Annotated in this window: 17 protein-coding genes and 1 tRNA gene; 8 read left to right on the forward strand and 10 right to left on the reverse strand. The window is 65.9% G+C overall.

Going from position 1 to position 21,501, the window contains the following annotated elements; all coding sequences use genetic code 11:
- Positions 1–145 precede the first annotated feature (145 nt).
- From pdxR to D2V17_RS10285, 3 genes are all read right to left on the reverse strand, one after another.
- Positions 146–1,585, reverse strand: coding sequence for a MocR-like pyridoxine biosynthesis transcription factor PdxR (gene pdxR / locus D2V17_RS10275; protein WP_119592888.1), 1,440 nt, complete (start codon positions 1,583–1,585; stop codon positions 146–148).
- A 121-nt stretch (positions 1,586–1,706) separates the two neighbouring features.
- Positions 1,707–2,402 carry an MOSC domain-containing protein gene (locus tag D2V17_RS10280; RefSeq protein ID WP_119592889.1) on the reverse strand — a complete coding sequence of 232 codons (696 nt, stop codon included), beginning with the start codon at positions 2,400–2,402 and terminating at the stop codon, positions 1,707–1,709.
- A gap of 29 nt (positions 2,403–2,431) precedes the next feature.
- Positions 2,432–2,505 (reverse strand) — tRNA-Cys (locus D2V17_RS10285).
- A gap of 182 nt (positions 2,506–2,687) precedes the next feature.
- Between D2V17_RS10285 and D2V17_RS10290 the strand changes: the two genes are divergently transcribed.
- From D2V17_RS10290 to cydX, 6 genes are all read left to right on the forward strand, one after another.
- Positions 2,688–3,878, forward strand: a complete 1,191-nt coding sequence (locus D2V17_RS10290; protein WP_220474101.1) for a phosphoserine transaminase — start codon at positions 2,688–2,690, stop codon at positions 3,876–3,878.
- A gap of 152 nt (positions 3,879–4,030) precedes the next feature.
- Complete coding sequence (gene cydD / locus D2V17_RS10295) at positions 4,031–5,722, forward strand: thiol reductant ABC exporter subunit CydD (RefSeq protein ID WP_119592890.1); 1,692 nt, start codon at positions 4,031–4,033, stop codon at positions 5,720–5,722.
- Positions 5,719–7,407: an amino acid ABC transporter ATP-binding/permease protein gene (locus D2V17_RS10300; RefSeq protein ID WP_119592891.1), complete on the forward strand. Its 1,689-nt coding sequence runs from the start codon at positions 5,719–5,721 to the stop codon at positions 7,405–7,407. The genes cydD and D2V17_RS10300 overlap by 4 nt, the downstream gene beginning before the upstream one ends.
- Before the next feature lie 21 nt (positions 7,408–7,428).
- Positions 7,429–9,006: a cytochrome ubiquinol oxidase subunit I gene (locus D2V17_RS10305; RefSeq protein WP_119592892.1), complete on the forward strand. Its 1,578-nt coding sequence runs from the start codon at positions 7,429–7,431 to the stop codon at positions 9,004–9,006.
- Between the two features lie 6 nt (positions 9,007–9,012).
- On the forward strand, positions 9,013–10,167 hold the full coding sequence (cydB, locus tag D2V17_RS10310) for a cytochrome d ubiquinol oxidase subunit II (protein ID WP_119592893.1): 1,155 nt from the start codon (positions 9,013–9,015) through the stop codon (positions 10,165–10,167).
- Between the two features lie 25 nt (positions 10,168–10,192).
- The gene (gene cydX, locus D2V17_RS10315) at positions 10,193–10,321 is read left to right on the forward strand and encodes a cytochrome bd-I oxidase subunit CydX (RefSeq protein ID WP_119592894.1); all 129 of its coding nucleotides are present in this window, start codon (positions 10,193–10,195) and stop codon (positions 10,319–10,321) included.
- A 70-nt stretch (positions 10,322–10,391) separates the two neighbouring features.
- Here cydX and D2V17_RS10320 read toward each other — a convergent pair whose 3' ends face one another.
- From D2V17_RS10320 to D2V17_RS10350, 7 genes are all read right to left on the reverse strand, one after another.
- Positions 10,392–11,834 (reverse strand): L-lactate permease, encoded by a 1,443-nt coding sequence (locus D2V17_RS10320; RefSeq protein ID WP_220474102.1) that lies wholly within the window; start codon positions 11,832–11,834, stop codon positions 10,392–10,394.
- Between the two features lie 114 nt (positions 11,835–11,948).
- Positions 11,949–12,119, reverse strand: a complete 171-nt coding sequence (locus tag D2V17_RS21350; protein WP_191229151.1) for a hypothetical protein — start codon at positions 12,117–12,119, stop codon at positions 11,949–11,951.
- 115 nt (positions 12,120–12,234) lie between these two features.
- Complete coding sequence (locus D2V17_RS10330) at positions 12,235–12,780, reverse strand: GNAT family N-acetyltransferase (protein WP_119592896.1); 546 nt, start codon at positions 12,778–12,780, stop codon at positions 12,235–12,237.
- A 150-nt stretch (positions 12,781–12,930) separates the two neighbouring features.
- A complete protein-coding gene (locus D2V17_RS10335; protein ID WP_119592936.1) occupies positions 12,931–14,196 on the reverse strand; it encodes a purple acid phosphatase family protein in 1,266 nt (421 codons plus the stop codon).
- An 11-nt stretch (positions 14,197–14,207) separates the two neighbouring features.
- Complete coding sequence (locus D2V17_RS10340) at positions 14,208–17,435, reverse strand: TonB-dependent receptor (protein ID WP_119592897.1); 3,228 nt, start codon at positions 17,433–17,435, stop codon at positions 14,208–14,210.
- Positions 17,436–17,559: 124 nt separating this feature from the next.
- Entirely contained in the window at positions 17,560–18,546 is a 987-nt protein-coding gene (locus D2V17_RS10345) for a FecR family protein (RefSeq protein WP_220474103.1), read from the reverse strand.
- A complete protein-coding gene (locus D2V17_RS10350; protein WP_191229152.1) occupies positions 18,543–19,004 on the reverse strand; it encodes an RNA polymerase sigma factor in 462 nt (153 codons plus the stop codon). Before D2V17_RS10350 ends, D2V17_RS10345 begins: the two co-directional genes overlap by 4 nt.
- 212 nt (positions 19,005–19,216) lie before the next feature.
- Here D2V17_RS10350 and D2V17_RS20965 point away from each other — a divergent pair, with 212 nt between their 5' ends.
- Together D2V17_RS20965 and D2V17_RS10360 are read left to right on the forward strand one after the other, a co-directional pair.
- Positions 19,217–19,486, forward strand: coding sequence for a hypothetical protein (locus D2V17_RS20965; RefSeq protein WP_147367349.1), 270 nt, complete (start codon positions 19,217–19,219; stop codon positions 19,484–19,486).
- Positions 19,487–19,583: 97 nt separating this feature from the next.
- Positions 19,584–21,494 carry a TonB-dependent receptor plug domain-containing protein gene (locus D2V17_RS10360; RefSeq protein ID WP_119592901.1) on the forward strand — a complete coding sequence of 637 codons (1,911 nt, stop codon included), beginning with the start codon at positions 19,584–19,586 and terminating at the stop codon, positions 21,492–21,494.
- Positions 21,495–21,501: the final 7 nt, after the last annotated feature.

Raw genomic sequence — 21,501 nt, forward strand, 5'->3', positions numbered from 1 at the left:
AAATGGGGGGTGTCGGTCACAATGACGCTCTCCTGCAAATGCCGGAGTGTCTAGCGCTGGTGCGGACTGCCAATCAGGTGCGGATCGCAGATGTTATCTGGGCCGGATAGGATAGGGCCACGCGCTGTGGCGCCAGCCGATGTTCTCAGCGGGGCATGGCCCGCGTAAACAGGTCGATGGCGCGGGTCAGCTCCTTGTCGTCGAGGCTCGCGAACCCGAGCCGGAAGGCTTCAGCCGGCTTCACCGTCTCCAGATCGAACTGGATGCCCGGCATGACCGAAAGGCCGAGCTTGGCGGCATTGGCGGCCCATGTCTCGGCGCTCAGGCCGTCGGCGATGCGCAGCCATATTGCCAGCCCACCGGCGGGCAGAGCGAACTCGACATGGTCTGACAGCCGTTCGCGCAGCAGCTCGGCCATGAGGTCGCGCCGTGCGTGATAGACCCGGCGCGCCTTGCGGGCATGGCGTTTGATCGTCCCCTCCTCGATGAGGTCGGCCAGCGCATATTCGAGTGGCAGATCCCCCTGCCGGTCGAGCGCCTCGCGGCGGTCGGCCATCTGGGTGAGGATTTGCGGGGAAGCGACCGCGTAGCCAAGGCGAATGCCGGGCGCGAGCAGCTTGGACAGCGATCCGATGTAGATGATCGGCAGGTCGCTGTCGGCCCGTGCCGCCAGCGGCAGGATCGGGCGGCCATCGAAGCGGTATTCGTTGTCGTAGTCGTCCTCGATCACGACCAGGCCATAGCGGCGCGCGACTTCGAGCAGCCGCAGGCGCCGTGCGACGCCCATCGTCACGGTGGTGGGGTACTGATGGTGCGGGGTGACATAGACGGCGCGCAGGCGGCCATTGGCGCGGGCGATCTGCTCCAGCGCCTCGACATCGATCCCGCCCGCATCGACCGGCACGCCGACGACATCCGCACCCGCTGCGCGAAAGGCCGACCATGCGAGCGGATAGCCGGGCCGTTCAACCGCGATGAGCGAGCCGGGATCAGCCACCGTGGAGGCCGCCAGAAAGAGCGCCATCTGGCTGCCGCGCGTTACCAGAATTTCGGAAGCGGCGGCGGTCAGCCCGCGCTCGTCGCGCAGATATGACGATAGGGCATCGCGCAGCTTGCCGTTCCCGCGCGGGTCGCCGTAGCCGCCGCCCGAGGTGAAGGCGGTGCTGGCGAGCGCGCGGCGGAACGCCTGCGCAAAGGCGGTGGTCGGCACCAGCCGCACGTCGGGGGACCCGTCGGACAATCGCAGCAGCGACCGCTCCGGCGTGAGGGCAGGGTTGCTGGCTGGGGGCACCGGGCGTGTGGGCAGCCGGTGCAGCGCCATGTCGGGAAGATCGGTGGCGACGAAAGTGCCGCGCGAAGGCTCGGTTACAAGCCAGCCCTGCATCGCCAGCTCGTGATAGGCGGCATCGACCGTGTTGCGATTGAGCTTAAGGCTGCGCGATAGCGCCCGCGTACCGGGCAGGGGATCGCCCGGCTTCAGACGGCCCCGCTCGATCTCCTGCACGATGGTGCGCGCCAGCGCGAGGAACACCGGCTCGCGCGCCTGCGGACTGACTTCGATCGTGAGCGTGGTTCCCTTGCCCATCCGGCATGCTTTCCTGATATGCTGGACGCCATTTTGGTGGGCCAGACTTCGATGGCCAGACTAGGCGCGCCCTGTCGCCGGTGCAATCCGCCCGGCGGGCCGCATGGCCGCCTGCGCCGGGTCAGGCCGATGCGGGCGGCGTTTCGTTGAGGCGGCGCGACCAGTCTTCGACCTTGCGCGTTGCAAGCCGCTTTCTGGCATAGCCGCGCCAGCCTTCGGGCAGATGCTCAAGGTCGACCATCGCGGCCAGTTCGTCATGGTTCATCGTATCGATATAGAGCACGCGCCAGAGCCGCTGGATCGTCCATTCGGGCGAAAGGCGATCCACCAGTTCGAGCCCGTCACCCGGCTCGACATGGCCGGTTTCCAGCACCCGGTAATACCATCCGGTAAGACCCGACTTCTGGACCTGAATGGCCATGTCGGCGGCATCGAAGCGCGCATTGAGCTTCCAGCACGGCTGGCGTCCCTGACTGACCTGAATCACCGCCTCGCCAAGCCGGAAGGTATCGCCGATGGCGACATCCTGTTCGGTAAGGCCACGGGTCGACAGGTTCTCGCCGAAGGCACCGGGGCGGGTGAGCACGTCGCGCTCGCCAATCGCGGCTATCCAGTAGGGGTAGTGCTCATAGGCATAGTGGTGGACAGCTTTTTCGACGCCGCCATGATGCTTGCGATCGCCCTGAGCGTCGCCTGTGAAGCCCTCCGGTCCGAGGAAGAGGCGGCCTTGCACCGGGCTCTTGGCGATCCCGCTGGGCGCGGCGCGCAGACCGAGCGGCGCGATTGCCCCGACCAGAATTTCGTCGACTGGTATCATCTCGCGAGCCCTTAGCCATGGCAAACTGGTGGAGGCCGGACCTGGAATTGAACCAGGCTGCACGGACTTGCACTCCGCTGCGTAACCACTCCGCCATCCGGCCTCGTCGCCCCCAACTAGCGGCATATCCGGCTCTCGTTATCAGCCGGTTCAGCAATTGTGGGTGGGCCGGATGGACCACCGGCCCAGTGCGCTTGCCCAATCCGGCACTCCCGCAAGGCGCGGCGGCGATCATGGCTCGCGCGGCCGCACTTATCGCCGGTCTCGCTTTGTCAGGAAACCCCCGTGCCCATCGATCTGCCCAAACCGCAACGACGCCCCGAGCGCCCCTATTTCTCCTCCGGGCCATCGGCCAAGCGACCGGGCTGGGAGCCGCGCGCGCTGGCGGAGGCTACGGTCGGCCGCTCGCACCGCTCGGCCGCGGGCAAGAACAAGATCCGGCAGGTGCTTGACCTGACGCGCGAGGTGCTCGGCATTCCCGAGGACTATGGGATCGCGATTGTGCCGGGGTCGGATACCGGCGCGATGGAGATGGTGCTGTGGTCGATGCTCGGGCAGCGCGGGGTCGATGTGCTGTCGTGGGAGAGCTTCGGCGCCGAATGGCTGCACGATATCCTGCGCGAATTGCGGCTCGACGACGTTCGCAGCCTGACCGCGCCCTATGGCGCACTGCCTGTGCTTGCGGATGTCGATCCCGCGCGCGATACGGTCTTCACCTGGAACGGGACGACCTCGGGCGTGCGCGTGCCCGATGGCGACTGGATCGCCGACGACCGGGCGGGCCTCACCATCTGCGACGCCACTTCGGCGGCTTTCGGGATGGAGCTGCCCTGGCGCAAGCTCGATGTCGTGACCTGGTCATGGCAGAAGGTGCTGGGCGGGGAGGGCGCGCATGGCGTTGTGGTCATGAGCCCGCGCGCGGTCGAGCGCCTTGAAAGCTATGTTCCGCCGCGGCCGCTTCCGAAGCTGTTTCGCGTGGTCAGCAACGGCAAGGTCGCGCCCGGCTTTTTCGCGGGCGACACGCTCAACACGCCGTCGCTGCTGGTCATCGAGGACGCGATCGACGGTCTCTTGTGGGCGCAGTCGATCGGCGGTCTGGCGGAGCTGGTACGCCGCTGCGAGGCCAACCTCGCCAGTGTCGACGAGTGGGTCCGCCATACCGACTGGATCGAGTTCCTCGCGCAAGACCCGGCGACCCGGTCCTGCACTGCGATCTGCCTGCGCATTGCCGATCCCGCGATTGCGGCGCTTGGTGCGGAAGAACAGGCTGCTTTCGTGCGCACCATGGTGACGACGCTCGAACAGGAAGGCGTCGCCTATGACATTGCCTCCTATCGCGCCGCACCGCCCGGACTGCGGCTCTGGAGCGGAGCGACGGTTGAGAATGGCGACATGGTCGACGTGCTGCCCTGGCTCGACTGGGCCTTCCGCGATGCAATGGCAAAACAGGCGATCCGGCCCAGAGGACTTCTCTAACCCGGTTCTTAGTAGCCCTCCGGATGGGGGCTAATGAGCGAGCGACAGTTAGTCGCGAACTGTTGTTGGTGGTGCGCAGGGTGCGTGTGAGGTCTCTGTTTCCGTGGGGTCCTCGCCGCCATTTGCTTTGGCAAAGGGAAACACCGAGGCTGATGAAGAACCTGCGCACCAGCTTCCCCCGCAATGAGCGCGATGGGCGTGAGCGGGGCATCCCGCGCCTGGCCATTGCGCTGCAGACGGCGGCGTCGTTGCTGTGGATCGCGCAGGCGGCGCTGATCGCCATTGCGATTGGCACGATTGCCGATGACGCTGGTGCTCAGGCTGCGGCCTGGCCTGCTGCGGGGGTCTTCGCTCTCGGTCTGGTGCGCGCCGCGCTTGAGCGGGCGGGCACCACGCGCGCTTATGACGTTGCCCGCTCCTATCTCTCGGCTTTGCGCGCGCGCGCCGCTGTGGCCGTTGCCGGTCGCTCGCCGCTTGATATCACGCGCCCGTCGTCCGGGCTGGTTGCCAGCGTGCTGACCGAGCAGGCCTCTGCCATTGTGCCGTATCTGGCCCGGTTCGGGCCGCTCCGTTTCCGCGCCACCGTCGTGCCGGTGGCCATTCTTGCCATCGTTTTCGTCTTTTCGTGGGTAGCGGCGCTGGTGCTGCTGGTGGCCGCGCCCGTCATCCCGATCTTTATGGCGCTGATCGGCTGGCGGGCGAAAGCTGCCAGCGAAACGCAGCTCGAACGCGTGGGCGATATGAACGCCTTTCTGCTTGACCGGCTGCGCGGGCTTGCCACCATTCGGGCCTTCGGCGCGGTCAACCGCACGGCGGACAGCGTGCGCGCCAATGCCGAGGACTTGCGGATCTCGACGATGGCCGTGCTGCGCATCGCCTTCCTCTCCTCTGCGGTGCTGGAGCTGTTCGCCTCGCTGGGGGTGGCGCTGGTCGCGGTCTATGTCGGTTTTCACTACCTTGGCGAGCTGAACTTCGGAGCCTGGGGCGAAAAGCTCACGCTGGCGCAGGGCCTGTTCATCCTGCTGCTGGCTCCCGCCTTTTTCGAACCGCTGCGCGATCTGTCGTCGGTCTGGCATGACCGCGCGGCAGGCGAGGCCAGTCTCGAGGCGCTGGAACGCCTCGCCGTTCCCGGCCCGGCGATTGTCGGTGCGCTGGAAAGCGTGGCCGCCTCGGAGGAAGGGCCGCTTTCGGTCGAGGTCGTAGATCTCGCCTTTCGCCACGCCGGAACTCGCCATCCTGTGCTTGACGGCCTGAACCTCTCCATCCGTGCCGGCGAACACGTTGCCTTCATGGCCCCGAGCGGCAGCGGCAAGTCGACCTTTCTGGCCCTTCTCGCCGGGCTGGCCGAGCCGCATGCCGGCGCGATCCTGCTTGGCGGCGAGCCGATGGACGAGGCCAATGCCGCGCGCCTGCGCGCCCGCATCGGCTGGCTTGGCCAGCCGCCGCACATTTTCTCAGGCACGCTGGCCAGCAACATTGCGCTGGGACGGCCAGCTCTGGGCCGCAAGGAGATCGACCACGCCGCGATGCTGGCGCAGATCGGTCCGCTGGCGGCACGGCGCGGCGGCGCTCCCATTGGCGAGGGCGGGGCGGGGCTGTCGGGTGGTGAGGCGCTGCGTCTCGCATTGGCGCGCGCGGCGGCGGGATCACGGCCCGGCCTCATTCTGGTCGACGAGCCGACCGCCCATCTCGACCGCGCAACCGCTCACGAGATCACCGAACGGCTGCTTGCACTGGCGCAGGAAAGCACGCTGATCGTTGCCACGCACGATCCGACGCTCGCTGCGCGCGTGGACCGCATCATCGCCTGCCCCACCGGTGCGCTCGCACAGGTGCCGGCATGACCGGGCGCGCCAACCTGCTGCCGATTGTCGCTCTGGTCAGGGCGAGCGACCGGCGGGCGCTCCTGCGGGGCGTGGTGCTGTCGCTCACCACTGCGCTGGCCGGGATCGCGCTGCTGGGGTTGTCGGGCTGGTTCATTGCCGCCACCGCTCTGGCGGGGGCGACGGTGGCGAGCGCGCTGGCCTTCGATGTGTTCATGCCCTCGGCAAGCATCCGCTTGCTGGCGATCGACCGCACCGCCTCGCGCTATGGGGAGAGGCTCGCTACCCACGATGCCACTTTGCGTGTGCTGGCGGGGCTGCGCGAACGCCTGTTCCGCGGTTTTGCCCAGCCCGATGCGGCCCATGGCCTTGCCGCCAACCCGTCGCGGCGTCTGTTCCGGCTGACAATCGATATCGACGCGCTCGATTCCCTGTACTTGCGTGTGATCGCTCCCTTGTGTGCCGCAGTCGGCGCGGCACTGGCTGTCGCTCTTGCCCTTGCCTTTGTTCATCCGCTGCTTGGGCTTGCTGTCGGCGGCGCGCTGCTGGCCGGTGGGCTCGGCATTCCCTTGTGGGCGGCGAAGCGTGCGCGCACCGCGGCTCGCCGGCGGGGGCACGGGCTTGAGATCCTTCGCTCGCGCACGATAGATCTGGTGCGCGGACAGGCCGACCTTGCCGTTGCCAATCGCCTAGGCGCGCAGGTGCGGGCGCTGGCAGCCGCCGATACGCGTGTCGGCGAAGCCGACCGGGCGCTCAACCGCACCGAGGCCGATACCGGCTTTGGTTTCGGCATCGTCTCGGCGGCCCTTCTGGCAGGCACATTGCTGGCGGCGGCATGCCTTGCCGAGGCTCAGGCAATCGGCGCGCCGATTGCGGCCTTCGCCGTGCTGCTCGTGCTCGCCGCCTTCGAGCCGTTCGCACTTCTGCGGCGGGGCGCTATCGAATTGGGCGGCACCCTTCAGGCGGCATCCCGGCTCGGGCCGCGTCTGCAAAGACCGGCTCACCAAAACGCGCCCGCGCTCACGCGGGAGGGTTTTCCGGTTGGCCTCGACAATGTCGATGTCCTCTATCCGGGCGCGGCCACGCCGGTCCTCTCGCGAATATCGTTATCCGTCCGAGCGGGCGAGCGCATTGCGCTGGTCGGGCCGAGCGGGGCGGGCAAGTCCACGCTTCTGGCACTGCTGGCGGGCGAGCTGGCAGCCACCAGCGGCCAAGTCCGCACCTCGCAATTCGCGCTGCTTACCCAGCGCACCGAGCTGTTCCGCGACACGCTGCGCGGAAATCTCGCGGTCGCGCGCGCCGATGCGTCCGACACCGAAATGCTGGATGTGCTGGCGGCGGCGGGCCTGTCCGATCATGTCACTGCTCTGCCCGAGGGGCTATGCACCATGCTCGGCGAGGGCGGGGCGGGGCTTTCGGCGGGGCAGGCACGGCGGCTTGCCCTCGCGCGGCTGCTGCTGCGCGCCGCACCGCTGTGGCTGCTCGATGAGCCGACCGAGGGCCTCGATGGCGACACCGCGCGCGACCTGCTTGCGCGCCTGCATCAGCGCGCAGCCGGACGCACGCTGGTTATCGCCACCCACACCCGCCGCGAGGCCGCTCTGGCCGACCGCATCATCGTGCTGCGCGACGGCCGCATCGGCGCCGATCTCGCGCGCGGCAGCATGGCATTCGATACTCAGCTCAAGGCGCTGAGACCCGATTGATATGACCTACCGGAGCCAGTCATGGACCTAAATATCGTCGACTTGTCGCGGCTGCAGTTCGCCATCACGGTGCTGTACCATTTCCTGTTCGTGCCGCTCACCATCGGCCTGTCGGTGCTGATCGCGAGCATGGAGACGGTCTATGTCATGACCGGGCGCGAGATCTGGCGGCAGATGACCAAGTTCTGGGGCGTGCTGTTCGGCATCAACTTCGTGCTCGGCGCGGCCACCGGCATCGTGATGGAATTCCAGTTCGGCATGAACTGGAGCTATTACAGCCACTACGTCGGTGACATCTTCGGCGCGCCGTTGGCGATCGAGGGGTTGATGGCCTTCTTCCTTGAGGCAACCTTCGTCGGGCTGTTTTTCTTCGGCTGGGACAAGCTGTCGAAGCTCGGGCACCTCGCCGCGACCTGGGCGGTGGCGCTCGGCTCCAACTTCTCGGCGCTGTGGATTCTGATTGCCAACGGCTGGATGCAGAACCCCGTCGGCGCGGTGTTCAATCCGCAGACCATGCGGATGGAGGTGGAAGACTTCGCCGCGGTCGTGTTCAACCCGGTGGCGCAGGCCAAGTTCGTCCACACGGTTTCAGCCGGGTACGTCGTGGCGTCGATCTTCGTGCTGGGGGTCTCGGCCTGGTATCTGCTCAAGGGGCGGCATACCGCGCTCGCCAAACGTTCCATGACCGTGGCCGCCTCGTTCGGCCTCGCGTCATCGCTTTCGGTGGTCGTGCTCGGCGACGAGAGCGGCTACCTCTCCACCGAGCACCAGAAGATGAAACTCGCCGCGATCGAGGCGATGTGGCACACCGAACCGGCTCCCGCCGCTTTCACCCTCGTCGGACTGCCCGACAACACCGAGCGCAAGACGCATTACGCCGTCCATATCCCCTGGGTGATGGGCGTGATCGGGACGCGCTCGCTGACCAGTGAAATTCCCGGCATTCACGATCTGGTCGACCTCGCCGAAACGCGCATCAGGCAAGGGATCGTCGCCTTCGATGCGCTGCAAGCGATCCGCAAGGCGGGGAGCAGCGAGGCGATCCCGAGCGATGCCGCCGCCGCCTTCGAGGATACCGGCCACTACCTCGGCTATGCGCTGCTGCTCAGGCCCTATCTTGACGATCCACGCGAGGCCAGTGACGCGCAGATCAGGCAGGCGGCCTGGGACACGGTGCCGCATGTCCCGACGCTGTTCTGGGCTTTCCGCACCATGGTCGGGCTCGGGTTCTTCTTCATCGTCCTGACCGCGACCTTCGTCTACCTGTCGGCACGACACCGGCTCGACCGGCATCGCTGGCTGCTGAAGGTTGCCGTCGGTGCGATCCCGCTGCCGTGGATCGCCGCAGAGTGCGGGTGGATCGTGGCCGAGGTCGGTCGTCAGCCCTGGGTTATCGAGGGCGTGTTGCCGACCGCTGCCGCCGTGTCCGATCTCGGCGCGGCGACCGTGCTCTCGACCATTGCCGGCTTCACCGTCATCTACACGATCCTCTTCATTATCGAGACGAAGCTGATGCTCGCCGCGATCCGCAAGGGACCGGAAAAGGACAATTCCCCCAACCAGAAGCTCGTCCCCGACGCGCTCGCACCCGCGGAGTGATCCGGCATGATCCTGCACCAACTCATCGATTATGAAACCCTGCGCCTGATCTGGTGGCTGCTGCTGGGCGTCCTGCTGATCGGCTTTGCGGTGATGGACGGGTTCGACCTCGGCACGCAGATCCTGCTGCCCTTCGTCGCCAGCGACGACCTTGATCGCCGCGTGGTGATCAATGCTGTCGGCCCCGTGTGGGAGGGCAATCAGGTCTGGCTCATTGTGGGTGGGGGCGCGATTTTCGCGGCATGGCCGCCGCTTTATGCGGTGTCGTTCTCGGGCTTTTATCTGGCGATGTTCGCGGTGCTGGCCGCGCTGATCCTGCGCCCGGTCGGGTTCAAGTACCGCTCCAAGCGCGACAGCCAGCGCTGGCGCAGTGGCTGGGACTGGGCGCTGTTTGTCGGCGGCATCGTTCCGGCGCTGATTTTCGGCGTGGCGGTGGGCAATGTGCTGCAGGGCGTTCCGTTCCATCTCGATCAGGATCTGCGCATTTTCTACGATGGCACCACGCTGGTCGAACTGCTCAATCCGTTTGCGCTGCTGTGCGGGGCGCTGTCGGTTGCGATGCTGACCATGCACGGAGCCTCATGGCTGATCCTCAGGACCAGCCGAGCGGTCGCCTGGCGCGCGCGCCGCCTCGGGACTTTCGCGGCGCTTGCCACTTTCGCCCTGTTTGCTCTGGGCGGGGTGTGGGTCAGCGACGTCGACGGGTTCCGCTTCGCTTCGCAGATCGTCACCGATGCGCCGTCCAACCCGTTGACGAAGGTGGTCGAACAGGGCCCCGGCTTCTGGTTTGCGAACTATGCCGCCTATCCCTGGATGATGGCCGCCCCTGTGCTCGGCTTCGCCGGAACGCTGTTCATGCTGCTGTTCTGCTTCCTGCGCCGGGAGGTGCTGACGCTCCTGGCGAGCGGGCTTTCGGTGCTTGGAATCATTGCCACGGTTGGCCTCGCGATGTTCCCGTTCATTCTTCCCTCCTCGGTCGATCCGCGTTCGAGCCTCACGGTGTGGGATGCCTCCTCCAGCCACCTGACGCTGTTCGTCATGCTGGTTGCGACGGGGATCTTGCTGCCGCTGATCGTGCTCTACACCACCTGGGTTTACCGCGTTCTGTGGGGGAAGGTGGATGCGAAGCAGATCAGCAGCGGCGACGGCCACGCATACTGAAAGCAGAGATTTTAGGAGAACAACGATGTGGTATTTCGCCTGGCTGCTTGGCTTTCCGCTGGCCGCCGCTTTCGCCGTCCTCAACGCCATGTGGTACGAACTGATGGCCAGGGAAGACGACGCAGAGCCGGTTCAGCCCGCCAAACCGGCCTAGCAACGAATCAAAAAGCCCCAGGGGTGCAGAGAGATGCCCCTGGGGTTTTTGCATGCGGATCGGGTGACCTTCAGATGATCTTCAGCGCGATCAGCAGCGAACCGATGAGGGTTACCACCACGGTCGCGATGCCAAACGGGAACATCGTGCGATAGGCCTCCCGTTCGCGCCCCGGTGTCCCGGCCATGCCGCACACGATCGACATCCGAACCGGCGAGATCATGTTGAGCGACTGCGCGGCCGCCTGCTGTAGCGCGACCACGGCTTTCACATTCAGCCCGGTGCTGATGGCGAGATTGACCTGAGACGACATGAACAGCCCGTTGGCCGCGTTGCCGCTGTTGGCGAGCGCGCCGAAAATCGCCGAAAGCTGCGGGGTGAGGACGACTGCCCATGCCCCGAGCGCCGAGGCCATGCCCGTGGCCAGACCCTCGGCGACACCCGAGCCGGTAAGTAGCTCGGCCATCATCGCAAAGGTCATGACGGTGACGATGGCCAGCCGTCCTGTCTTCCATGCCGACCTGATCTCCGCGCCGAAAATCGCCGCGTCTCCGCGCAGCAGGCCGGTCAGCACAGCGCCGACGATCAGCCAGGTGCCCGCGTGGAACAACGGCGACCAGGCGGGCAGCCCTGCGAACGGCGCGATGCGGATCGCCTGTTCGAGGACATGGGTGAGAGGGGCAAACAGCCTTGTCGCCACCAGCCACCCGATCAGCACCACGAACGGCATCATCCGCTGCACGGAGCGGGCAAGGGTGCGGCGGTCGGGCCGCTCATCGACGAGATAGCGCAGCACGATGATCGGTCCATAGGATGCGAGCATCGCCGTCTCCGGCCCCAGCACGGCAGTGGCGGCAACGACGCTGACGAGGCAGAGGCCAAGCCATGCGGCCTCGCTCGCGCATTCGCGCGGGTCGGCGGCAATGCCGACCTTGTCGGCCATGCGCCAGTAGAGCGGCAGCCACAGGATATTGAACACGACCAGAAACAGGCTGGCGTTGACGGCCAGCGTTGTGGGATCGGCGCGCGCGAGTGCTGCCGCGATGATGGAACTGCTACCCATGCCTCCCCACAGGATCATGGTCTGGCTGAGCAGCGCGAAACAAATGAGGTAGACAGGCGGCAGGTCGAGCCGCCGGATCAGCACGATCGTGCCGATGATGCCGATGCCAAATCCGGTGGCGGACTCTGCAAATGGGCCGATGAGGAAGCAGGCCGAAAACAGCAGCCTCCGCCGCGCGCGCGGATCGCCGGGGCCGCCGTCGACCGGCATGGCGGCGTTGCCGGGGCGGATTGCCATCTGCCAGAACAGGAGCCCGCCCAGAATGTAGGGCAGCACGTTCCAGCCGATCCAGATCCCGCGCAGCAGCGAGACAGCCGCATGTGCGGCCAGAAACTCGTGCGGTGCGCTGCTGAGCGTTACAACAAGCGCAACCAGAAGCCCGACGAAGGAAGCTGCCAGCGTCCCCAGTCGCCCGCTTGCGATCAGGGTAATGATCGCGAGGGCAGGCATTGCCCAGACAAGATAGATCAACGGTCTGACCCCCGGCTGGTGAACGTGGTGGTGCGGATGCCGTTCGGTGAGGGCTGGGCGTGCCAGCGGTCGTCGCACCCTTTGGGGGACCGGTTAGAAGGCGGGGCAGGAGATGGGAGGGCCGGTTAACAAGGACAGCGCAGGCCGGTGCTTTGCCGTGCGCTTTTCCGAGAGCAGGCCGGTCTTGTCCCCGCACCAGCGCGCCGTTTTCGCCTGCGTGCGCACGAAGTCGAACACCTCCGGGGCGGTCAGAAGAGCGTTCACACCGCCACGCGCCAGGCCGGGCTCGGCTCGGCGGAGACCATGCGGCGGGTGTTCCTGCGCCGGTTGGGTGTGGGGCCGAGGGAGTGGCAGCAGCGGTTTTACGAGGGCGGCTAGGCTAGGCCTTCGCACCCGGCCATTCTGCACGCAGCAGGCCGTAGATCAGCAGGTCGCACAGGCCCTTGTGGGTCACTTCGTGTTGCCGCAGGCAGCCCTCGCGGGTGAACCCGAGCCGCTCAACCACCCGCACCGAGGCGAGGTTCTCGCCGTCGAGTTCGGCATAGACCTTGCGGTAGGGGCCCTCTGCAAACAGATGGTCGATCAGGCCGCTCATACACTCGGTCGCCACACCGTGCCCCTGATATTCGGCAACGGTGATATAGCCCAGTTCCAGTACGCCCTCGTCAAGCCCCGGATAGGCGACGTAGCGTCCGGCCAGCGTGCCGTCTGCCTTGTCGATGGCAACCCATGTCCTGCCGGGCCATTCCGGGTCGGTCAGCCAGTCCGCCAGTTCTTCCACCGAGGTGAAATGCGGCCGCGACAGATATCGGCATTGGGTTTCGTCCGCCAGCGTCGCGAATAGGGCGGCGGCATCCGAACGCTCCAGAGCCCGCATTGTAAAGCGCTGCGTACTGAAGCTCGGGGTGGGGAGAGGGGATGGCATCTGACTATTCCTGTATCGACCGTCGACTGCGCGAACCTTGTCCGCGGCGCTCCTATCTGCTGACTGGCCGAAAACAGCAACGGCACCGCTACGCCGCTGGCGAAGCGATGCCGTTGCAAACGGGCACCCGAAGGGCGGGCCGTTGCCGCGTCAGTCCTTGTGCAGATCCAACGTATCGAGCAGCGCGCCGGTTGCGTCGTAGGCGCGATAGGCGAGGTCGGCGCCGTCGATGTCGATCACCTGATAGGCCTGCGTGCGCGAGGCCGTCTTGCGCGCCCAGGCGAGATTGCCGACTTCGTACATTTTCGGCCCGGCCACCGAGACGACATAGGTCGCCCCCGCATCGTCCGCGCTCGGACCGTCCGGGCCGACCGCGCCGCGGGCGTAGCCATGATCGTGCCCTTGCAGCACGAGATCGACACCGTACTTGTCGATCAGCGGCTTGAGCGCATCGCGCACCTTCGGATTGTCGCGATCCGGGTCGCTCGAATAGAGCGGGAAGTGCAGGAAGATCACCGTCCAGCGGTTGGGGTTGTTGCTGAGCAGGCCATCGAGCCAGGCGACCGTCGCGGTGCGCTCGGTTTCGTTGCGGTCAAGCTGCGGTGCGTCGACCGAGATCAGGCGCAGGCCCTGATAGTCGGTGTACCAGTGCGTTTCGAGCGCCTCGGGCACCGAGGCGGGGCCGTTCTCGGGCAAGGTGAACTGCCGCCGCCACTGGCCGGTGAGCGACGATCCGGCGCGGGCGCTTTCATCCCGCACATATTCGTGATTGCCCGGCGTGGGCATTTGCGGGGTCTGGGCATAGAGGAACCCGCCAGCGGCAAACCACTCGCCCCATTCGCGATCCGAGCTGTGGCGGTTGATGAGGTCGCCCGCGTGGATGGTGAAGGCCGCGTCGCCTGCCGTGCGGAAGGCCATGCGCAGCGTGCGCGAGGCTTCCGACAGCACCTGGTTCTGCATGTCGCCCATGTAGATGAACCGGAACGGCCTGGCCTCGGCGGCGGCGGTGCGGAACTGGAACCATTCGGACCAGTGCGTCCCGTCGCCCACCCGGTAGGCATAGACGGTGTCGGGTTCGAGCCCGGTCAGTACGGCGGAGTGGTAGGCGGCGGAAAAGGCCGGATCTTCCTGCACCGCGAAGGTGGCGTCGTCGGTGATGGCCTCCTGTGTTTCGGGGTTCTGCACGAAGTCGGGCCCGGCCGTGGCGCGTGCATATTGCACAATACCGGCAAGGCCCGGTGCGCTGCGCCAGGTGATCGCCATTTCGTGCGCCGTGTCGGCGGTGAGGTTGAGGATAATGCGCTCGGGCTGCACCGTTGCGGGCGCAAGCGCCGGGGCGGGCGCGTCCTGCGCCGCCACGGGGGCGGCGCAGGTTGCAAGAAGGGCGGCGGCGAAGAGGGCTTTGCGAATGCTCATGATCACTTCCATCAGAAGATCAGGTTGAAGCCGAGCGAGATCGTCCGCCCGTTCTTGATATAGGCGCGGCTGGCCCCTTCGCTGCTCGACACGGTCTGCCAGTAGGTGTGCGAGTCGAACAGATTCTGCACCTGCACCTGCACCGACGACTTCTTCAGGAAGCTGCGGCGGAAGGTCAGGTCGACGAAGCTGTAGGCCTGCTCGTAGGGGTCGTTGCCGAAGTCGTTGATGCCGGCCATGAACCGCGACTGATAGTTCCACGCGCCGTAGACTTCCCAGCCATTGCGCTCCCAGAACAGCTGGAGGTTGGCGATGGTCTCGGGCGTCTCCATCAGCGGCAGGGTATAGCCATCCGGGTGCCACGAGAGCCCCGTGGCCGCCTTCGAGCGTTGCAGCGTGACGTTGCCGCCAATGCCCAGCGAGCCGAACACGCCGGGCAGCCAGTGCAGCAGTTGCTGGCCGCTGATTTCCACGCCGTAGACCTCGGCCCACTTGCCGTTGTTGGGCATGGTGATGGCGACGCCTTCCGGGTTCACGTTCACGCCCGCCGTGCCGTGGCGGATGTTGCTGGAGGACGAGCGGAACAGGAAGTTCTCGATATCCTTGTAGAACACCGCAATCGAGTAGGCCCCGGTGGTGCCGTTGTAGCGTTCGAGCGAGATATCGAAGTTGGTCGAACGCAGCGGCTTGAGGTCGGGATTGCCCATCTCGATGCCGGTCAGGATCCACTCGCTGGTGGGGTTCTGCACACCGTTGCCATCGGGATCGCGGTCGTAGGAGTACTCGCGGGCCGAGCTCATGCGGGCGATGTCGGGCCGGGCAAAGCTGGTCCAGATCGCCGCGCGCAGCTTGGTCTTGCGGTCGATGTCGTAGTTGACGTGGACCGAGGGCAGCCAGTTGGTGAAGCTGGTGCGGTCGCGGGTATAGCGTTCGCCGTTGACCGGGTCGGTGTTCCAGGCGTCGATGGTGTTGCGCGTGTTCTCCATGCGCACACCGGCGATGATCTGCGCGCGCCCGACATAGGCGGTGCCCATCAGGTAGCCCGAGATCACCCGCTCCTCGAAGGTGAAGCTGTCCTCGTCGGAGATTTCGGCCTGCGACGGGTCGACCGCGAAGCCATCGAACAGGCTGCTGTCGCCATTCTCGGCGCGTTGCAGCTCGGCCATCATGGCATCGTTGTCGAGCGTGGTGCCAAGGCGATAGTCGCCGGTATAGGCCCCGCCGAACAGGCTGGTAATCTCTTCGCCGTAGAGGTCGGAGAAGTCGGCCAGCGTGCCATCGGCGTTGAGGTCGAGGAACGAGCCTTCATAGGTGCGGCGGCGCGAGTTGTAGTACTTGGCGCCGGTGCGGATCGTGTCGAGGAAGCCCGAGCCGATCTCCCATTCGAGGTTGGCCTGGCCCTGCCACAGCTTCTCGCTCGAACCGCCGATCTCGCCTTCGAGGCCGCTGAAGTTGTATTCGGCCGGGTCCTGCACGCCCGCAAGTCCGGCCGGGTTCAGCAGCCACTTGGGGAAACGCGCATCTTCGGCGGCCGAGAACAGCACGCCGCGATTGCCGCGCCAGCCATACTTGTCGCTGCGGAACTCCAGTTCGTAGCCATCGTCGAGGTTGTCCTCTGACTGCGAGTAGGACACGTCGTAGTCGATCGTCACCGCGTTGAAGCGCGAGACGCCGCCGATGTTGGCCGAGGCGAGGCTGCCGGTTTCGTTCTTGCCTTCCCAGAACCGGCGCAGGCGGAAGCCAGCCGGGTCCCAGGTGCCCGACTTGCCGACCAGACTATAGGTCGAACGGGATGAGCGGTCGGCATCGGTGATGCGGCCATCCTTGTCGCGGTCGACGATCTGGGCGGTGGTGTAGCCATAGATCCGGCCCAGCGTATCGTCGAAGCCGACCACATTGTCATCCGGCTGAAGCAGGCTCGTATCGTCGCGGTTGACCTGCGAGAGGCGGGCCGAATTGCGGCTGGTGTCGTTGCGGAAGTTCAGGCGGTTGAGAAACTCGGTCTTGCGGAACCGGTTATACTGCCCGCGCAGGTGGAGGTCATGGTTGTCCGAGCGGAAATCGAGGCTCGAATTGACGCCCCAGCGCTCGACTTCGGTTTCACCGAAGCCCAGGTTCATCCCGCGCAGCACGAAACGGTTGGGGTCCCAGCCCAGCGTCTCGCTGTCGGCATACCAGGTGTCGGGCTGGTTATCGCCGTCGACCCCGTTGCGCTCGAACCGCGACTGGCGGCGGCTCCAGCTGCCCGAAACGAACAGGCCGAGCTGATCCGAGAACTGGCGCGAGGCTGCGCCCGAGAACTGACCGCTGAGCGGGGTGTCGTACTTGTCGAGCATGCTGGCCTCGCCCGACAGGCGCAGATAGGTCGGGTCCTGATCGAAGGCGGTGGGGGTGGAGATATCGACCGAGCCGCCCAGCGCGTCGCCGTCGCGGTCGGGGGTGAGGGTCTTGAAGACGGTGATTTCCTTGATCCCGTCCGGCGGCAGGACCGAGAGGCGCACGCCGCGATAGAACACATCGTCGCGCGAGCCGGCGCCTCCAAGGCGCACGCCGTTGATCGAATAGTTGTTCAGCTCGGTCGAGAGGCCGCGCACGGTGATGCGGTCGCCTTCGCCGGTGGTGGCATCGCGCACCGCGTTGACGCCGGGCAGGCGGGCGAGCGCTTCGGAAACGTTGTTCGCGGGCAGATCGCCCATGTCATCGGCACTGACGGTGTCGGAAATGACATCGGAATCGCGCTTCTTGCCGAGCGAGGCCTGTACGGCTTCGAGATAGCCGGTCACGATGATCTCGTTGTGCTCGCCCGGTTCGACGGTCTGCTGCGGGCTCGGCGCGGTGCGGGTCGGTGCCGAACGGGCCGGAGCAGCGGCAGCGGACCGGGTCGCCCGTGCCGGGGCGGGGGCGGGATCGGCGAGCGAAACGATGATGGTGCGGCCCTGACGGCGGGTTGCGACACCTGCGCCCGCCACGATGCGAGCCAGCGCCGTTTCAGCCGTCAGCCGGCCCGAAATCGCGCGGCTGGTGCGGCCACGCAGCACGTCGGACGAGGCGGCGACCTGAATGCCGGTGACGCGCGAATATTCGCGCAGCGCGCTCGCCAGATCCTGCGACGGGATCGCGAAGCTGAAAGCACTTTCCCCCGAGGCGTAGGCCGGAGTCGAAACCATGGTGAGCGGAATGATGGCGCACGAAAGTGCAAGCGCCGTGAGATTGGCGCGACCGGTTTTTGAGCGAAGCATTTTGTCCCTGTCCTTGTGCTTGAAAGCATCGGGATGACGGCGGGAAATATAAAAACCCGACAAAAAATTTTTGTTACATTTCAGTGAAATTATTGCAGGTTTTCGACGCGGTCATGGTCTGTGCTCAAGAGCGTGAGACAAGCAGCTGATCGCCATCGTCTTGCCAGCGCAGGCCGTAGATCAGAGCGAGCGTGTCGAGCACTTCGCGCGGGTGATCGAGCTGGAACCGCCCCGAGATCCGCAGCGCGCCAAGGCCGGGGTCGGTGAGCACGATCGGGCTGTCCGCGCTGCGGTTCACCTGCTCGACCAGATCGTCGAGCGCGGTGTCCTGCGCGTCGAACCAGCCATCGATCCAGCCCGGTCCGTCGCCTTCCACATCGTCGAGGCTGCGCATGTGCGAGCCCATGATGGCGACCCCGACTCCGGCCGGAACGCGCCATTCGCCATTGCCCGCCTCGACATTGACGAGCCCGCGATAGACGCGAACCTCGCGCTCGCCATGATCGCGCAGGTTGATGTCGAAAGCGGTTCCGAGCACCGACACGCTGGCGCTGCCGGTATCGACGGTAAAGCTGCGGAGCGGTTCGTGGGCGACATCGAAATAGGTCTGCCCGCGCGCCATCGTCACCTTGCGCGACCATGGGGTGATGCGCACCGACAGCTGGGTCCCGCCGCTCAGGTGCAGCTGCGAGCCGTCGGCCAGTTCCACGATCCGGTCCTCGCCGCGGGGCGCGGAATAGGTGGTGACGGGGGCGAGCGCACCCTGTGCGATGAGCGCGGCAGGCACGAGCACGATAGCGGCCAGCGCCGCCAGCCGCGCAAGGCGCTTGAGCGACCCGAGCGGCCCGCGCCCGGTCTGTTCGGCAAAGCCGGGCAGGTCGAGCTGGCCCTCGTCGTTGTCGTTGTGCGGCACGCCCGCTGTGAGCGCGCGGGCAAGGCCATCGGCGTTCCACACCGAGGCCAGACGCGCATAGCTTTCCAGGTGGCGGGGATCTTCGCTAATCCAGCGGTCGAACTCCGCTGCGATCTCGCTATCCAGCACCGGGCGGCTCATTCTCTCGATCCAACTGGCTGCCTGGTTATCGAGATCTGCCGTATCTCGCAGTCTCATCCGTCCCATCCCGGCCGGTCTATGCCAGCCTTTTCCATTGCGCGGCGCAGGTCGATCAGGCCGCGTGTGATGTGTTTTTCCACCGCCTTCGGGCTGAGCGACAGATCCTCGCCAATGGCCTGGCAGCTTTCCTGACCCAGCCGGCGGCGGACCAGCACCTCGCGCCGCAGCCGGGGCATGCGGTTGAGACAGCGCTGGAACACCTCGACCGCGCGGCGCGAATCCATCACCCGGTCAAGCGAGGGGGTATCGCCCTGGATTTCCGGATCGGGCGCGAGGCCGTGGCGGCTGTCCCAGCGATGGCGGTCGATCAGCAGGTTGTCGGCAATGCGGAAACCCAGTGCGAACAGGCTGACGATCTCCTTTTCGCGGCTGATTGCGATCAGCCGGGCGAGCGTTTCCTGCGCAATGTCCTCGGCGATATCTATCCGCGCACCCTGCGCACGCAGATAGCGCACGAGCCCGGACTGGACTTCGGCCCAATCCGGAATGCGTGCAGGCTCGCCCTTGGCGAGTGGTCTGGTCTCGTTACGCGGCAGAAATCGCCCCCGATATGATCGGCCCGAAGGCTGCCGCTAGCCGCGTTTCATGACAGTTCGGCGACGATTGGAGGAGGCTGGCGCGCCAGCGGGGCGGACGCCTCTGCTTCAGGGTTTCGAAATGGGCGCTGATGGCCGCGCGTCCCCGATCGTCGGGCACTGCCACCAGCATCTGCGTGCCGGGGATATCGGCGCCCGATAGGGAGATCCTGAACGTCAAGGTCGATCTCACCATCGTCGATGGCGCGGTGCTGGTCGATCGCAGGCAGGCGCTTTCCTCTCGTTGGAAACATGATATTCGGCGGCTACGTAACGCGCATGTAACGGCGGCTGTTGCCGTAAATAACTTACCTCTGCCCCTGTCTTCCGGCCATGAGAGCGCGAGAGAGAGGGCATTCTGACAGCTTTGGTACTTGCGTTGGCGCTGGAGTGCTGGCGCTAGGCGCCTGCGGGTTGAAATCCTTCTCCGCCAGGTACTGAAACAGAAAAAGAGTTGTCATGAGGAAGTCCTTCACCCTTGCGCCGCTGTGCGCCTTTTCCCTGCTGCTGCCTGCTACGGCACAGGCCAGCGAGGATGTCGGCGCAGCCCCCGACCAGAACGACGAGCGCATCGTCGTCACTGCGAACCGCACGCCGGTTTCGCTCGATCAGGTCGGTCAGAGTGTGACCGTGCTGACCGAGGCGCAGATCGAGGCCAGCCAGAAGATCGGCGTGACCGAGCTGATCGCGCTGACCCCCGGCGTGCAGTTCCGCCGCAACGGCGGGCCGGGCACGGTGACTTCGGTGTTCATCCGCGGGGCCGACAGCGGCCAGACGCTGATCCTCTACGACGGCGTGCGCCTGCACGACCCGTCGAGCACCGACGGCGGCGCGACGCTCAGCGATGTCACCACCAGCGGCCTGGGCCGGATCGAGATCCTGCGCGGCACCCAGTCGGTGCTCTACGGCAGTCAGGCCATCGGCGGCGTGATCAACATCATCTCGAAGCAGCCGAGCGAGCCGTTCGAAGCCCGGTTCCAGGCCGAAGCGGGCGAGCTGAACAGCTATCTCGTCAACGGTTCGGTGGGCGGCAAGAGCGGCGGGCTGACCTGGAATGCCGGTGCCAGCCATTCGACCTCGGACGGCGTCTCGGCCTTTGCCGCGGGCACCGAGCGCGACGGCTACAAGAACAGCTCGCTCAATGGCCGGATCGGTTATGCCTTTTCCGACGATGTCTCGCTCGACCTGCGCACCTATTATGCGGAAGGGGATGTCGAATATGACAGCTTCAACGGCGACGGCGCCAACCGCGGGCTGAACGATAGCTGGGCCAGCTATGCCGGGGTCAACTTCCGCCTGTTCGACCGGCTCTCCAACCGCGTTTCCTATGGCCGCACCGAGATCAACCGGATCAACCTCGACGAGACCAATCCGATCAAGCCGGTGCAGACCTTCGACGGCCATGGACGCAGCGACCGGTTCGAATATCAGGGCACCTTCGACCTGGCGGCGGGTAGCTTCGTGGTCTTCGGCGTCGAATATGCAGAAAACGAGTTCGACGGTTCCTCGGCGACGGTCAGCGTGGGCGACAACACGCTGGGCTTTTACGGCAATGTCACGGTCGAGCCGGTCAAGGGGCTGACGCTTACCGGCGGCCTGCGTCATGAGGACCACAGCAACTTCGGCGGGGCCACGGTGGGCGCGGCATCGGTTGCCTATACGCCCAACGATGGCGAGACCGTGTTGCGCGCCAGCTATTCGGAAGGGTTCAAGGCTCCCGGCCTGTTCCAGCTCTATGCCCCCGGCTACGGCACGCCCGATCTTCGGCCCGAAGAGTCCAAGAGCTGGGAAGTGGGCGGTGAGCAGATGTTCGGCGATTTGTTCCGGCTCTCGGCGGTCTATTTCAACCGTGAGACCGAGAACCTCGTCTCCTATGTCGGTTGCGGTGCGATCCCCGATAATCCGCGCTGCGCCTCCGATCCCAACCTCTACGGCATTTACGCCAATCAGGGACTGGTCGATGCCGAGGGTGTCGAGCTGGGGGCTGGGCTTGAGCTGGGCGGCCTCAGCCTCTCGGCCAACTATACCTATCTCGATGCGCAGTACGCCACCCCGGGCGATCCCAACAAGGGCAAGCAGCTGACCCGCCGGGCGAAGGACACCTTCAACGCCACCGCCAGCTATACCGCGCCGTTCGGACTGAACCTCGCGACCACGGTGAGCGTGGTGGGCGACCACTTCAACGATGCGGCCAACACCGTGGTGGTGCCCGGCTACACCACGGTCGACCTGCGTACATCTTACCCGATCAACGATGCGGTCGAGATCTATGCCCGCGTCGAAAACCTGTTCGACGAGGACTACCAGACCATACTCAACTACGGCGCGATGCCGCGGATGATCTACGGCGGGGTGCGGGTGCGGCTGTGAAGCGGCT

This window comes from Aurantiacibacter xanthus, assembly GCF_003584015.1.
Taxonomy (GTDB): Bacteria; Pseudomonadota; Alphaproteobacteria; order Sphingomonadales; family Sphingomonadaceae; genus Alteraurantiacibacter; species Alteraurantiacibacter xanthus.

Coding starts and splice junctions, on each gene's coding strand:
- D2V17_RS10320 (WP_220474102.1), bottom strand. CDS start 11,834: ATGCCTGCCCTCGCGATCATTACCCTGATCGCAAGCGGGCGACTGGGG.
- cydX (WP_119592894.1), top strand. CDS start 10,193: ATGTGGTATTTCGCCTGGCTGCTTGGCTTTCCGCTGGCCGCCGCTTTC.
- D2V17_RS20965 (WP_147367349.1), top strand. CDS start 19,217: ATGGCCGCGCGTCCCCGATCGTCGGGCACTGCCACCAGCATCTGCGTG.
- D2V17_RS10345 (WP_220474103.1), bottom strand. CDS start 18,546: ATGAGACTGCGAGATACGGCAGATCTCGATAACCAGGCAGCCAGTTGG.
- D2V17_RS10335 (WP_119592936.1), bottom strand. CDS start 14,196: ATGAGCATTCGCAAAGCCCTCTTCGCCGCCGCCCTTCTTGCAACCTGC.
- D2V17_RS10340 (WP_119592897.1), bottom strand. CDS start 17,435: ATGCTTCGCTCAAAAACCGGTCGCGCCAATCTCACGGCGCTTGCACTT.
- cydD (WP_119592890.1), top strand. CDS start 4,031: ATGAAGAACCTGCGCACCAGCTTCCCCCGCAATGAGCGCGATGGGCGT.
- cydB (WP_119592893.1), top strand. CDS start 9,013: ATGATCCTGCACCAACTCATCGATTATGAAACCCTGCGCCTGATCTGG.
- D2V17_RS10305 (WP_119592892.1), top strand. CDS start 7,429: ATGGACCTAAATATCGTCGACTTGTCGCGGCTGCAGTTCGCCATCACG.
- pdxR (WP_119592888.1), bottom strand. CDS start 1,585: ATGGGCAAGGGAACCACGCTCACGATCGAAGTCAGTCCGCAGGCGCGC.
- D2V17_RS10280 (WP_119592889.1), bottom strand. CDS start 2,402: ATGATACCAGTCGACGAAATTCTGGTCGGGGCAATCGCGCCGCTCGGT.
- D2V17_RS10360 (WP_119592901.1), top strand. CDS start 19,584: ATGAGGAAGTCCTTCACCCTTGCGCCGCTGTGCGCCTTTTCCCTGCTG.
- D2V17_RS10300 (WP_119592891.1), top strand. CDS start 5,719: ATGACCGGGCGCGCCAACCTGCTGCCGATTGTCGCTCTGGTCAGGGCG.
- D2V17_RS10330 (WP_119592896.1), bottom strand. CDS start 12,780: ATGCCATCCCCTCTCCCCACCCCGAGCTTCAGTACGCAGCGCTTTACA.